This is a genomic window from Geomonas sp. (assembly GCF_056994735.1).
On sequence record NZ_JBXKJL010000425.1, the window covers coordinates 1 to 13,389 of the forward strand.

The following is a 13,389-nucleotide window of genomic DNA, read 5'->3' on the forward strand; positions in this document are numbered from 1 at the left end:
AGAGGTAATCCCGCGCACGCGCCTGGGCGTCGATGGTTCGATTAACCAGGGCAAGGAGATTGTCGGGGTCGTCGAGGGGCTTGGTGAGGAAATCCACCGCCCCTTCCTTGATGGCGGCTACCGCTTCATCCACCCTGCCAAAGGCGGTCAGAAAGATGAACTGCGGCGGGCTGAGGTCGTTTCGTGTCTCGCGGAACAGCTCAAGCCCCGTCTTGCCCGGCATTTTCAGGTCGGATACCACGAGATCGAAATGTCCCTGCCTGAGCAGTCCCAAGCCTTTCAGACCATCCGCCGCGGTCTGTACCTGGTGCCCGTCATCCTGCAGAACTGTCTGCAAGAAACTCCGGAAGGTTGCGTCATCTTCCACCACAAGAATGATTCCCTTCATCGTCCACTCCTATGAACACTCCCCCGCTTCGCGAGCGGCAGAGTTACCGTTACCGTCGTGCCACGACCGACTTCGCTCGTCAGCTCTATAGTCCCCTCGTGCTCTTCGACAACCTTTCTGCAGAGCGCGAGTCCCAAACCGGTACCTCTAGCCTTGGTGGTGAAAAAGGGCTCAAAGACCTTCGGAAGATCATCCTCGGCGATTCCAAGGCCGGAATCTCTGTGGGTGATCACGACATCGTTGCCAGCTCTTGATGCGGAGAGACGGAGGACCCCGCCCCTTGGCATTGCCTGGAGGGCGTTCTTGCCCAAATTAAGGAGCGCCTGCTCGAACCGGTCCCGATTGCCGCATATCAGCAGCTCATCGGGACACTCCCTGATGAGCTCCACCTGCAACGCTGAAGCTTCTGCACTGAGCAGCGCGACGGTGTGGTCGATCAGATCAGGAAGGACGAAAGGCGCTGCAGCGCGATAGTCGCTTGAGGCGTAAGCAAGGAGTTCCGTGACCAGATTTTCAAGACGTACCGCCTCCGTCACGATATTTTCCGCGAACCCGCCGTTGCGCGGCTCCGCGGGCCTTTTTGCGATGATCTGCGCGAACCCCTTGATGCCAGAGAGGGGATTTCTTATCTCATGGGCGAGCATGGCGCCCATCTCGCCCAATCTTGCGAGGTTCTCCTTGCGGGCCAGCTCCTTCTGGTTCATCTCGTCCCGCTTTGCGAACCTGATGAGGGCGGCAGCCAGCACCCACCCCGTTGCCAACAGGCCAAGGAGGATCGTGATGTTCAGCTTTGCCCGTCGGATAACCGCATCGGCTCGAAAGGTGTGGAGGGTCAGCTTGAGAACCAGCGTCTCCTTCGGAAGGTAAATTGGCGCAGTGAACTGAAAGGCCCGCTCGCCGGTGCCTAGAGTCACCCTTGCCCCGGAGGGGGGACCTTCGGCAAAATCCCCCTGAGAGGCGCCTTCCTGCACACACGTACCGATCAAGTCGGGATTGGAGTGGAAACGGTAGACGCCGCTGCGGTCTGCGAGTGCGAAATATGCTATATCGGTGGTGTGAAAGGTGGCCAGGGCAGCCAAGGACGGGTCATGCACGGCGAGGTTTTCGATAGCAGAGGTAATCGACAGCGCGAGGCCCCGCAGGTTCTCCTCCGCCATGGGTCCCGCCTCGCGGTAGTTGTAGAGAGCAAACCAGAGTAGAAAGAGTGAACTGCAGATTCCGACCGATATTATAGCTTTCTTGAGCATTCGATTCCTATTGGGTGCACTGGAGCACCCAATCCTACCACGATACCACGATTCATGTGAAGAAGACCTCCGCCCAACGTATCGTCAATAACCCTCAGAACTTTAAGCAGACCTGGAAAAAGAAAAGGGCCCAGCCGGTCGGCTGAGCCCTTTATCGATGTCATGCCGGTTCTTCTTAGAAGAGCCTGAGGACGGACTGTGCTGCCTGGGAAGACATGGAGAGCGAGGTGGTGCCCAGGGACTGACGGGTCTGCAGCATCAGCATGTTCGCACCTTCCTGGTTCATATCGGCCAGGGTCAGGTTGTCCGCACCGGTCTGCAGCGTGCTGATCATGCTGTCGGTGAAGTTCTGACGGGTGGTGATGATGTTCAGGTTGGCAGCCAGGGTCTGGGTGTTGGTCCGCAGCGTGGTGATGGCGGTGTCCATCTTCGCGGTATCGGTGGTGATATCGGAAGTGGTCTGCCAGTTGCCGCTGGCGGCGGAGAGGCTCAGGCCGGTGGCGCTCCCGAGGAAGCCGACGACCTGCAGCTTGGACGACGCATCTTCGTTGAAGTTGACGGTCAGGGTGTTGGTGGAGCTCAGCAGGTTGAGGCCACGGTACCCGGAGTCGGAGGAGATGTTGTCGATCTGGCTGCGGATGGTGTCGTACTGGCCCGCGAGCTTGGACTGCACGTTGGTGTCGCTGGTGGAGAGGGCGGACTGGGCGATACCTTTGGCGGCGTTGATCAGGCCGGTGATGGCCGTGATGCCGGCGTTGGTGGCGGAGACGGTCTGCACTGCCTCGGCCATGCCGTCCTTGCGGTCGGAAAGGTCGCTGGCGCGCTGGTTGGCGTTCTGGGCCGCGAAGTAGTTGGTCGGGTTGTCCAGCGCGCTGTTGACCTGCTTCCCGGAGGAAAGCCTCTGCTGGGTCCTGTTCAGGAGCTGGCTGGTGTTCTGCAGGTTGAGAAGGTTGGTCCTCATTCCGGCGGTGAGAGAGATATCACTTACTGACATGGTACTACTCCTTTCTTGGGCTTTTCCGGCCGTTCTTGCCGGAGGTTGGTGTTGACTTCATGCTGCTGTGAATAAACCTATGGCGTCTGACTCACAGAGCCTCCCGCGGTGTCTATTCTGGACCTCCGGGTGCTCTTGGTAACTGTTCTCGTTACTTTTGTGACTGTTATCGCCACTGCCGCGACAAACTTTAGGGCATTTTTTATCCCTGTCTCTGTTATTTTTCTCTAACCTGATATTGCTGCCGTAAGTTAATTGATGTTAATTCAGTGATTTTGTCACCAGCTCCTGCCGCACAGTGATTGTACTGCCCGGAGCGGATCTATCTGATCCAGCATGTACCTTCCCGCGGGGCGCGGAAATGCCATCATTGGACTTAAATTATTTGACATTTGTGTGTTATTCTGGTTTAACGCTGTACACAGGAACGAGGTTCAGCAATGGAAGAACGGAGAAAGTACATGCCGTAGCGACGCCGATTAACATCCTCAATACAGATAGCCGATAATACTAAACCATCCGCGAGGATGGGGCGGAAAGCCTACAGGGTCTCAAGCAGACAGCCGGGTTGCCGAAATATCTTGAACAAGATAGCGGCAACCCGTTTTTTTTGCCCTGACTTAATGGAGTTTTCCTTAAATGCATGAAACGGCTACTGTGCAAAACCGAACCTGGAAGCTCATAGACGGAGCCTTGCAGCACCTGGGCGAACCGAGGCAGGACGAGGACCGCCTCGGCCTGCTCAAAGAGGCCATCGACTGCCTCCCCATCAACACCGGGATCACCATCTGCGACCTCCAGGGGAAGATCATCTACGCGAACCTGGTTCTGGCCGAGATGCACGGCTACAGCCTGGAGGAAGTGGTGGGGATGGACTCGCGCCTTTTGTCAGGATCTCCCGAGAGTCGCTTTGTCCAGGTGAGCCTGCCGGAGGCATGCCTGTCGAACCGCGAAACGCAGAGCGTGCGGAAAAACGGCCTCAGGTTTCCCGTCGTTGTCAGCTCGATGCCGGTCCGCAACGACGAGGGGAGATGCATCGCGGTCGTCACCTCCTGCGAGGACATCTCCGGCCGCAAGGACACCGAAAAGCAGATCGAGCACCTGGCGCACTACGACTCGCTCACCCGGCTCCCCAACCGGGCGCTGTTCATGGACCGCCTGCAGCAGGCCCTGGCCGACTGCCGGCACGCCGACGAAGAGCTGGCCCTCATCTTCCTCGACCTCGACAACTTCAAGGACCTCAACGACTTCCGCAGCCACGATTTCGGGGACAAGTTCCTGCAGGAGGTCGCCGCCCGCCTCAGTTCCTTCGTCTCCGACCCGGAAGGCCTGGCGCGGGTGGGGGGCGACGAGTTCGTCATCATGCTGGCATCCAGCGACGAGGAGCAGGCCACCGCTGCCGCCACGGGGATCCAGGCGCTCTTCTCCCACCCCTTCCTGATCGACGGCCTGGAATTCTACAGCAGCACCAGCATCGGGATCGCCCTCTACCCCGGGGACGGCAGCGACGTGGAGAGCCTCCTCAAATCCGCCGACACCGCCATGTACCACGCCAAGGGGCGGGGCCGGTGCAACTACCAGTTTTATTCACGGGAGATGAACAACAGGATCATGCGCCGCGTCGCCCTGGAAAGCTGCATCCGCCAGGGGATGGCTCGCGGGGAATTCTCCCTGCACTACCAGCCGCAGTGGGACCTGAAGACCGACGGCCTGACCGGCGTGGAGGCGCTGCTCAGGTGGAACAGCGCGGAGTTCGGCCCGGTCGCCCCGGGTGAATTCATCCCCATCGCCGAGATGTCGGGGCTGATCCTCGAATTGGGCGAGATGGTGCTGCGTGCCGCCTGCCTGCAGGGGAGAAGCTGGGGTGAGAGTCACGGAGAGCTGAAGGTGGCGGTCAACATCTCCGGGCGCCAGTTCGCCCACCCTGATTTCATGGACACGGTCGCCCGGATCATCGCGGAGACCGGGATCGCTCCCTCGTCACTGGAGCTCGAATTCACCGAGAGTGTGATCATGGAGAAGGCCGACCGCAACGTCGCGGCCCTCAAGGCCCTGAAGGAGATGGGGGTGCGGCTGGCCATCGACGACTTCGGAACCGGATACTCCTCGCTCAGCTACTTGAAGCACTTTCCCATCGACGCCATCAAGATAGACCGCTCCTTCGTGGCCGAGGTGGCTTCCAACAGGGACGACGCGGCCATAGCTGAGGCCATCATCTCCATGGCCCACACCCTGAACCTCGAGGTGGTGGCCGAAGGGGTTGAGAACGAGGCCCAGTTCCACTTTCTGCGCGAGCGCGGCTGCGAAGGCGCCCAGGGCTTCTACTTCGCCGCGCCCATGTCCGCGACCGAGGTGACCAGATTCATCACCGGCAGCTGCGCCAAAGCCATCCCTGCCGCGACAGCTCCGGCCGCCGAAGGATAATCCGACATGTGCCCTCTATCCCCTGATGAAGATCTTCCGCCACTGCGCTGCCCTTGGGCCGGCAGCGACCCGCTCTACGTCGCTTACCACGATCTCGAGTGGGGGGTGCCGGTACATGACGACCGGCTCCTCTTCGAGTTCCTCACCCTGGAGGGGGCCCAGGCCGGACTCTCCTGGATCACCATCCTCAGAAAGCGCGATGCCTACCGCCGCGCCTTCGCCGGTTTCCACCCCGAGCTGGTGGCGGCCTTCGGGGAGAGGGAGCTCTCGCAGTTGCTGAACGATGCCGGTATCGTCAGAAACCGCCTCAAGCTCTCCTCCACCGTCGACAACGCCCGCGCCTTTCTCGCCATCCAGGAGGAATTCGGGTCCTTCGACGCCTACCTCTGGCGCTTCGTGGACGGCACCCCGATCCAGAACGCCTGGCAAAGCCTCGGCGAGGTCCCCGCTTCCACCCCAATCTCCGATGAGCTGAGCCGCGATCTCAGGCGTCGCGGGATGCGCTTCGTCGGTAGCACCATCTGCTATGCCTTCATGCAGGCGGTCGGCATGGTCAACGACCACCTCACCGGGTGCTACCGCTGGCGGAAGCTAGGCGGGCACCTTCCGGGCTAGTCCGCTCGCCTCCCTTCTCGACGATTCGGTATCATCACCCGGTCATTAAAAATTCACCTTTGCCTCCTGCAACAATTTCGTATACTTTGTACGTCAGCGGCAGCGCCCGCAATATTTAGTAATGGAAGGGGCAGTCAAACATGTTTCGTCGTACCAAGATAGTTGCAACCGTAGGGCCCGCATCGGACTCGGCGGAGAGGCTCGAAGCCCTCATCGAGGCCGGGGTCGACGTCTTCCGCCTCAATTTCTCCCACGGCGACCATGCCGGCAAGGCGTCCGTGATCCGCATCATCAGGGACCTCTCCCAGCGCAACGGCCGCGGCGTCGCCATCCTGGGAGACCTGCAGGGGCCGAAGATCCGCACCGGTCTGATGCAGGGCGGGAGCCTCCAACTGGTCACGGGAAGCGTGGTGACGGTCACCACCCGCGACGTGCTCGGGGAGGGGGACCTCATACCGACCATCTACCAGGGGCTCCCCAACGACGTGGGGCCGGGTGACCGTATCCTCCTGGACGACGGGCTGATGGAGTTGGCCGTGGTGGCCGTCGAGGGGCAGGACGTGCGCTGCCGCGTGGTGACCGGGGGGATCCTGAAGGACCGCAAGGGGATGAACCTTCCCGGGGCCAACGTCTCGGCGCCGGCCATGACCGACAAGGACCGCGAGGACCTCGACTTCTGCATCAGCGAGGATGTCGACTACGTCGCCCTTTCCTTCGTCAGGGAGCCGGGTGACGTGCTGGAGCTCAAGGAGATACTGAAGTCAAGGAACTCAGGCCTCAGGGTCATAGCCAAGATAGAGAAACCGGAGGCAGTCACCAATTTCGGCGCCATCCTCGAGGTCTCCGACGGCATCATGGTGGCCCGCGGCGATCTCGGGGTGGAGATCAACCCGGAGAAGGTCCCGCTGATCCAGAAGAGGATCATCCGCGCCTGCAACCAGGCCGGGAAGCCGGTCATCACCGCTACCCAGATGCTGGAGAGCATGGTGCACAACCCGAGGCCGACCAGGGCGGAAACCTCCGATGTGGCCAACGCCATTCTCGACGGGACCGACGCGGTCATGCTCTCGGCCGAGACCGCCTCGGGTGATTACCCGGTGGAAGCTGTCTATATGATGGTGCAGGTGGCGCGTGACGTGGAGAGCGATCCCGAGTTGAAGAGCCAGGTCTTCCGCATCATCGACCACGGCATGCCGGCACTCACCGAGGTCATCGGCCAGGCCGCCTGCCGGGTGGCCGAAAGCGTCAGTGCCGCGGCCATCCTGGCCTTCACCCAGACCGGCAGCACGGCGGCGCTGGTGTCGAAGTACCGCCCCCTGGTCCCGATCCTGGCCGTGACCCCGTCCCTGAAGGTCCGCCGCATCCTCGCCCTTTACGCCGGTGTCCATTCCCTGAGGGTCGACATCGAGGGTAACACCGAGGCCCAGATCCTTTCCGTTGAGGAGGCGGTGCTGCGCAGCGGGTGCTTCCAGAAGGGCGACGTCGTGGTCATCACCATGGGGAGTCCCCTTTCCTCGCCGGGGACCACCAACCTCATGAAAGTCCACCGGCTCGACCCCGATCTCTACGCCACGCCTCAACTCGCGGCCGACGCGTAGCCTCACCGCATAAACCTTCCCGAGAGGCGGCCAAAACCGCCTCTTTTTTTTGTGCTCCCCTCTTCAATCCCTCTTCGTCCTTGTCCCCAGCGTTGTCCGGTTAGTTTTTTGCTTTGCCTCTTTCCCTTCCTAATCTTCCTTCGAAACTGCTCCCTCTCCCCATGGGAGAGGGGGCGCTTGAAATGTAGAGAAATGGGCAGGTGCAAGTAGCTAACCGGACACCGCTGCCTTGTCCCCGGCTTGCCGGTCAACGTCGACATTCCTTCATCTCTTGACTAAATCCACTTTTCCGGATATAAAGCCCGTATGGAAAATATCGCGGGCATATTCAAATCCCTGGACGACGAGACGCGTCTGCGCATACTGGCCCTCCTGGTCGAGGAGGACGAGCTCTGCGTGTGCGACCTGGTGAGCGTGCTGCAACTGCCGCAGTCGACCGTTTCCAGGCAGCTTTCCCTGCTGAAGTCGGCGGGCTGGCTGAAGGACCGCCGGGTAGGGGTGTGGATCTACTATTCCATCAACAGGAGCCTGGCGCCGATCCAGCAGTTCATCGTCCCCGTGCTGCGCAACTTCCTCCCCGCGACGGAGTCGGCCAGGAAGGACCTGGAGAGGCTGAAAAGCCTCGGAGACGGCTGCCGCTGCGCTTAGGCTCCACTTCCTGTAAGGGGAGTGGGCGCCGGGGCTTTATCCATTTTTGCGAATATAGGAGCTGGAATGAAAAAGAAGGTCCTCTTTCTTTGTACCCATAACTCATGCCGCTCGCAGATGGCGGAGGGGCTGGTCAATGCCGACCTCGGTGACCGCTTCGAGGCCTTCTCTGCCGGGACCGAGGCGACTTCCGTGAACCCCACCGCGATCCGGGTCCTGGCCGAAGTCGGCATCGACATCTCCCACCACCGCTCCAAGACCCTCGACGGGTTCAGCGGCCAAAGCTTCGACTACGTCATCACCCTGTGCGGCTCGGCCAACGAGAAATGCCCACTCTTTTTCGGAGGGGTCGAACGGGTCCACATCGGCTTCGACGACCCCTCACGTGGCAGCGGCACCGAAGAGGAGAAACTTCCCGACTTCAGGCGGGTGCGGGACGAGATAAGAAGCAGGATCAGATCCTTTCTGACAGGAGAAGAGCCATGACAGAGCACCTGATGAGGAGGCTTTCCTTTCTAGACCGCTGGCTCACCGCCTGGATCTTTGCCGCCATGGCCCTTGGCGTCGGCCTCGGCTATTTCGTCCCGGGCGTTGAAGCGTTCATCAACCGCTTCCAGGTCGGCACCACCAACATCCCCATCGCCCTCGGGCTGATCCTGATGATGTATCCCCCGTTCGCCAAGGTGCGTTACGAGGAACTGCCGCAGGTCTTCCGGAACAAGAAGGTGCTCGGATTGTCGCTGGTGCAGAACTGGTTGATCGGCCCGGTGCTGATGTTCATCCTGGCCATCGCCCTCCTCCCCGACAAGCCCGATTACATGGTGGGGCTGATCATGATCGGCCTCGCCCGCTGCATCGCCATGGTCATTGTCTGGAACGATCTGGCCAAGGGGAACACCGAATACGCCGCCGGGCTGGTAGCCTTCAACAGCGTCTTCCAGGTCCTCTTCTACAGTGTCTACGCCTGGTTTTTCATTACCGTGCTGCCGCCACTGTTCGGCCTCTCCGGAAGTATCGTCGAGGTCAGCATCGGCCAGATCGCCAAAAGCGTCTTCATCTACCTCGGCATTCCCTGCATCGCCGGAGCCCTGACCAGGCTCGTCGGCGTCAGGTTCATGGGGAAGGAGCGTTATCACCGCGACTTCGTGCCGCGCATCGGTCCGATCACCCTGGTGGCCCTGCTCTTTACCATCGTGGTGATGTTCAGCCTCAAGGGGCAGCTGATCGTGACCATCCCGCTCGACGTGCTGCGCATCGCCTTGCCGCTCTTGATCTACTTCGTGGTGATGTTCCTCGCTTCCTTCTGGATGGGAAAGAGGCTCGGCGCAGATTATTCCCAGACCACCACCCTGGCCTTCACCGCGGCCAGCAACAACTTCGAGCTGGCCATAGCCGTCGCGGTTGCCGTCTTCGGCCTCAATTCAGGCGCCGCCTTCGCCGCGGTCATCGGTCCCCTGGTCGAGGTGCCGGTGATGATCGCCCTGGTCAATGTCGCCTTCCGATTCCAGCGCCGCTATTTCGCAGCGATCGAAGTAGCAGTTCCCTCTCCCCCCGGGAGAAGGCAGGGGTGAGGGCGGTGCCACGCAGGTGGCCGGTTCCCCCCATGGAAAATCAGCGGGCTTTGCTCAACACCTTTGTTAAGAGGAAGACAAGATGACAATCCGGCAATTCAAAAAGATCGAACTGGCCAAGCCGAAGCTCGCCTCCGGCTGTGCTCCCGGTACCGTCATCGACCCTGACGCGCCCCCCTGCTGAGGTCCCAAGACCTCCACCGGCGGTGGGGAAATCAGCGACAAGGTGCCCGGCTTCATCGGCTGGATAGAGACCGGTTCCGGAAGGGTGCCGCGGATTAATTCGACGCTTGTTGCGGCTGACCACCTTGGCGCCTGCAAGGCGCGTTGGGGGATCAACCGGATGAGTTATCTCGTCCCCGCCGGCCTCTACGCCATCGGAGAGCCGACCCCTGACTCGCCGGTGGTGGTGACAGCCAATTACAAGATGAGTTTCGACCTGGTACGGCGGGCGCTGGCCGGGCGGAGCGTCTGGCTGCTGGTGCTGGAGACCTTCGGGATCAACGTATGGTGCGCGGCAGGGAAGGGGACCTTCGGCACCGATGAGTTGGTGAAGCAGGTTGCCGGGACGGGGCTGCGCGACGTGGTGAAGCACAGGCGGCTCATCCTGCCTATCCTCGGTGCTCCCGGTGTGTCAGCTCATGAGGTCCAGAGACGGGTCGGCTTCTCCATCGCCTACGCGACCCTGCGGGCGGAGGATCTCCCGGAGTATCTCGACAACGGGGAGGTAACGACGCCAGCCATGCGGCAGTTGCGCTTCAACTGGTACGACCGGCTGGTCCTTATCCCGGTCGAGATTGTGCTGGCCCTGAAATGGGTAAGCGTGGGTGCAGCCATGGTCTATCTCGCAGCCACCATCATGGCTGGCGAGGCCGCGGCGACGACTGCCCTGATTGCGTATCTCGGGGCGGTCTTCTGCGGGATAGCGGTTGGCCCGGCGCTCCTCCCCGTTCTTCCCGGAAGGAGCTTCGCGATCAAAGGAGCCATCGCCGGCGCGGCCTATGCCGCTGCGCTTTATGCACTGGCCGGGGGGGCGGCCTGGAGATTGCCGGTAACCGTGGCCGCCTTTCTGGCCCTTCCGGCGGTCAGCGCCTTCTACACCCTCAACTTCACCGGGTGCACCACCTACACCTCGCGATCGGGGGTCAAGAAGGAGATGCGGATCGGTATCCCCGCCATCGGCTGTGCCGTCATAGCGGCGGTCGTGTTAATCGTTGCGGGCCGGCTGGTTTAGAAAGGGGAGATAGCGATGAAAGGGTTCAGATATCTTGAGGGTGTAGTGACGCTGCAGTTGGAAGAGGAAAGGTGTGTCGGCTGCGGCAGATGTTTCGAGGTCTGTCCGCACCAGGTCTTCGAGCTGGAGGGGAAAAAGGCGAGGGTGGCGGACAGGGATGCCTGCATGGAGTGCGGTGCCTGCGCGAAGAACTGTCCGGTAGCAGCCATCGGCGTCGATGCCGGGGTAGGGTGCGCCACCGGGCTGATCAACGAATGGTTCAGGGAGAGAAAGATCCCCGGTCTCGGGGGGAGCGGGTGCTGCGGGTAAAGCGCTAACCACGGAGGACCCAAGAGGGGGCCTCAGGGGACACAGAGGAAAACCTCTTGTATTCCACTAAACCTCAACCTTCTACCACAGAGCGGCACAGAGGGACACAGAGGAGAACCAACCTTCCGGCAAAGAGCAAGTTACGTCGTCGTTCGGTGCTTGGAGGGGCAGCATGACCTGCGCTACCCTGAGGCATTGAATTCATCCTGTTTATCCTGTACATCCCTGTTACCCGTTTTTGACTTCCTCCGTGGTCAGGCTTTTTTTCTCACCCCGTACAGCCCCGTCAAGAGGTTAGCCCCTTGGCGATCCTCCAGCGCCGCCGCCAGTGTCCCCGCCTCCTCGATCCGCCGGAAAACCTCCACCGTCCGCTCCACCGCCTCCTGCGCCAGATCAGCCACCGTGGAGTTCTTCAACTCCCCGCTCTCCGGGTGGCGCCATTCGTTTCCTGCCCCCGCCGCGAATCCCGCCCCCTTTGCGCCTAAAGGATAGAACAGCTCCTTCTGCTCCCTGAATGGCGACCCGCAAACCCTCCCCAAAAGCCGTACCGCAAGCTTCCAAAGCGTCCGGTCGTACATGGCCTGGAACCGGCAGTGCAACTCCAGGGCGTGCTCGATCGCCTGGCGCGGCAGTTGCTCTTCCGGATCGAAGAGATGCCCAGCCGCCGTCACCATCACCTCTCTGGTCGCCGGGCAGAGGAGCTTCTCCAGCGTCCGCGGTGCCGGCGCCCCCCCTGCCTGCAGGAAATGGACATCGATCCCGGTTTCAACGCGGTAGTGTTCCCCGATGTCGTCGCTCCCTCCGAGAGCATAGACGTAGGGGTGCAGCGCGATGTCGGCCTCCATGTGGCTTATCACCCCGAGGAGGCAGGAAAGTATCCCTTCGGAAAGGTCATTGCCAAGGCGCTTCTCCGCCCTGATCACCGGCCGATAGCAGCTCTCCGCGGGGTCGTGGAATCGGTGCCCGAGGGTGCGGGCCCGGGGATGGAAGGGGCCGCGGAAGATGTGCGCCAGCGTGTCCGGGAGAACCGCTCCTCCCAGGTAAGCCTTCTGATGCCGGGCGATGAGCTCCTTGATGCGGCTCCCATCAGGGAGAAAGGCTGAGGCTTCTTCGGCCAGCATCCAATGGGTAAGTTCCTTAGGCATTTCTACTCCAACTCCGCGGACTGGGAGGGGTTTCCTTTTCCCCTGGCGCCGGCGGTCGGCACAGTCTAAAGCAAAGCGCAGGGCAGCGCAAACCTTTCTGTCACGGCCCGCGCCGCACGACAACGGCTTCGTCCTCGTCCGCTGCGCCGGCGCCCCCTCCGGCTTGACTATCCAATGGCAGCTGCTAAACATTCCTTATGCGTGAAGGGGGCGGCGAAAAGGAGATCATAATGGAGAAGGACATGGTCAAGATTGTTTCCTGCGACGTAACCGATTGCTCGTACAACAAACACAATGCATGCCATACCCTGGCCATCACGGTCGGCGGCCCCGGTGACCCCTGCCCTAACTGTGATACCTATATGCACAGCAAACATAAAGGCGGCATCATGGACGTTCAGGGGGGCGTAGGCGCCTGCAAGGTCGAGCAATGCTCCTACAACAAGTCACTGGAGTGCAGCGCTCCGAGTATCAAGGTGGGGGTACATCAGTCACACCCGGACTGCATGACGTACAAGCCCCGTTAGTCCTTGGAGCGGAAAGCCGCTGTTTCCCCATAAAACTTTCGCCCCCTTCCGCTCGTTTTCACCTGTGCCGGCCCAAGCCCCAGCCGGAGGGGCGCTGGCCCGCGAGTCGACTTTTCCCTTTTCTCCGGTATCCTTAGAACGTCGCTTCCCGGTACAAGAGCCTGGCCCGCACGAGAAGAGGTTGTCCATGGCACGTGAGGTGTTTGTAGATCAACAAATCTGCATAGGGTGCGGGCTTTGTACCAGCATCGTCCCGGAGGTCTTCCTGCTGAACGATGACGGAGTATCGGAGGTCCATGACCAGGAGGGGGCGGGTGAAGAGAGGATCCAGGGAGCCATAGACAGCTGCCCGGTAAACTGCATACACTGGCGCTGACGGGTAAGAAGCGCAAAGGAGGGAGTCATGACATCAGGAGTTAAGGAAGAGAGAGTCAGGGAACTGAGCGACAGTTCCTATATCGTCCTCAGGGACAGCTACCGCCTGGTGCAGGAGATGCGCGGCATGATGGACCGTTTTCACGACGGCGTCATGAAGGGAAGGCCGATCGACTACGACACCCTGACCGCCATCAGGCTGACCTTGAATCGTCTCTACGACGATATGGAGCGCTACCTCCGCCCCGAATGCGACCCCGACAGCGCCCACCCCGATGCCATGACCGAGCAGGAGAGATAGCTCCCCGCCTCGC

15 protein-coding genes and 1 riboswitch are annotated in these 13,389 nt (G+C 61.0%); of the genes, 11 read left to right on the forward strand and 4 right to left on the reverse strand.

The features are described 5' to 3' along the window. The 3 genes from AC11W3_RS18185 to AC11W3_RS18195 form a co-directional block, all read right to left on the reverse strand. A partial coding sequence (locus AC11W3_RS18185) for a response regulator (RefSeq protein WP_484093499.1) occupies positions 1-388 on the reverse strand: 388 nt, incomplete at its 3' end. Further along, on the reverse strand, positions 385-1,635 hold the full coding sequence (locus tag AC11W3_RS18190; RefSeq protein ID WP_484093500.1) for a two-component system sensor histidine kinase NtrB: 1,251 nt from the start codon (positions 1,633-1,635) through the stop codon (positions 385-387). The genes AC11W3_RS18185 and AC11W3_RS18190, both read right to left, overlap by 4 nt. 175 nt (positions 1,636-1,810) lie before the next feature. Next, entirely contained in the window at positions 1,811-2,629 is an 819-nt protein-coding gene (locus AC11W3_RS18195) for a flagellin N-terminal helical domain-containing protein (protein ID WP_484093501.1), read from the reverse strand. Between the two features lie 499 nt (positions 2,630-3,128). Then, positions 3,129-3,205: riboswitch (cyclic di-GMP riboswitch) on the forward strand. Between the two features lie 63 nt (positions 3,206-3,268). On the opposite strand from AC11W3_RS18195, the gene AC11W3_RS18200 reads away from it, so the two are divergent. The 8 genes from AC11W3_RS18200 (at position 3,269) to hgcB (ending at position 11,028) form a co-directional block, all read left to right on the forward strand. Continuing rightward, entirely contained in the window at positions 3,269-5,053 is a 1,785-nt protein-coding gene (locus AC11W3_RS18200) for a putative bifunctional diguanylate cyclase/phosphodiesterase (protein ID WP_484093502.1), read from the forward strand. A 6-nt stretch (positions 5,054-5,059) separates the two neighbouring features. Next, positions 5,060-5,668 carry a DNA-3-methyladenine glycosylase I gene (locus AC11W3_RS18205; protein WP_484089966.1) on the forward strand — a complete coding sequence of 203 codons (609 nt, stop codon included), beginning with the start codon at positions 5,060-5,062 and terminating at the stop codon, positions 5,666-5,668. Between the two features lie 140 nt (positions 5,669-5,808). Next, the gene (gene pyk / locus AC11W3_RS18210; RefSeq protein WP_484089965.1) at positions 5,809-7,266 is read left to right on the forward strand and encodes a pyruvate kinase; all 1,458 of its coding nucleotides are present in this window, start codon (positions 5,809-5,811) and stop codon (positions 7,264-7,266) included. 306 nt (positions 7,267-7,572) lie between these two features. After that, on the forward strand, positions 7,573-7,914 hold the full coding sequence (locus tag AC11W3_RS18215; protein WP_484089964.1) for an ArsR/SmtB family transcription factor: 342 nt from the start codon (positions 7,573-7,575) through the stop codon (positions 7,912-7,914). A 66-nt stretch (positions 7,915-7,980) separates the two neighbouring features. Next, positions 7,981-8,400 carry an arsenate reductase ArsC gene (locus tag AC11W3_RS18220; RefSeq protein ID WP_484093503.1) on the forward strand — a complete coding sequence of 140 codons (420 nt, stop codon included), beginning with the start codon at positions 7,981-7,983 and terminating at the stop codon, positions 8,398-8,400. Then, on the forward strand, positions 8,397-9,485 hold the full coding sequence (gene arsB, locus AC11W3_RS18225) for an ACR3 family arsenite efflux transporter (RefSeq protein ID WP_484093504.1): 1,089 nt from the start codon (positions 8,397-8,399) through the stop codon (positions 9,483-9,485). Before AC11W3_RS18220 ends, arsB begins: the two co-directional genes overlap by 4 nt. 82 nt (positions 9,486-9,567) lie before the next feature. Further along, positions 9,568-10,719 carry a mercury methylation corrinoid protein HgcA gene (gene hgcA, locus AC11W3_RS18230; protein ID WP_484093505.1) on the forward strand — a complete coding sequence of 384 codons (1,152 nt, stop codon included), beginning with the start codon at positions 9,568-9,570 and terminating at the stop codon, positions 10,717-10,719. A 15-nt stretch (positions 10,720-10,734) separates the two neighbouring features. Beyond that, a complete protein-coding gene (gene hgcB, locus AC11W3_RS18235; protein WP_484088320.1) occupies positions 10,735-11,028 on the forward strand; it encodes a mercury methylation ferredoxin HgcB in 294 nt (97 codons plus the stop codon). Positions 11,029-11,282: 254 nt separating this feature from the next. On the opposite strand, the gene AC11W3_RS18240 is transcribed toward hgcB, so the two are convergent. Continuing rightward, a complete protein-coding gene (locus AC11W3_RS18240; RefSeq protein ID WP_484088321.1) occupies positions 11,283-12,173 on the reverse strand; it encodes a zinc dependent phospholipase C family protein in 891 nt (296 codons plus the stop codon). Positions 12,174-12,403: 230 nt separating this feature from the next. Between AC11W3_RS18240 and AC11W3_RS18245 the strand changes: the two genes are divergently transcribed. The 3 genes from AC11W3_RS18245 (at position 12,404) to AC11W3_RS18255 (ending at position 13,376) form a co-directional block, all read left to right on the forward strand. Beyond that, positions 12,404-12,700 (forward strand): DUF1540 domain-containing protein, encoded by a 297-nt coding sequence (locus AC11W3_RS18245; protein ID WP_484088322.1) that lies wholly within the window; start codon positions 12,404-12,406, stop codon positions 12,698-12,700. A gap of 187 nt (positions 12,701-12,887) precedes the next feature. Further along, complete coding sequence (locus AC11W3_RS18250; protein ID WP_484088323.1) at positions 12,888-13,076, forward strand: ferredoxin; 189 nt, start codon at positions 12,888-12,890, stop codon at positions 13,074-13,076. A gap of 27 nt (positions 13,077-13,103) precedes the next feature. Further along, a complete protein-coding gene (locus tag AC11W3_RS18255; RefSeq protein WP_484088324.1) occupies positions 13,104-13,376 on the forward strand; it encodes a hypothetical protein in 273 nt (90 codons plus the stop codon). Positions 13,377-13,389: the final 13 nt, after the last annotated feature.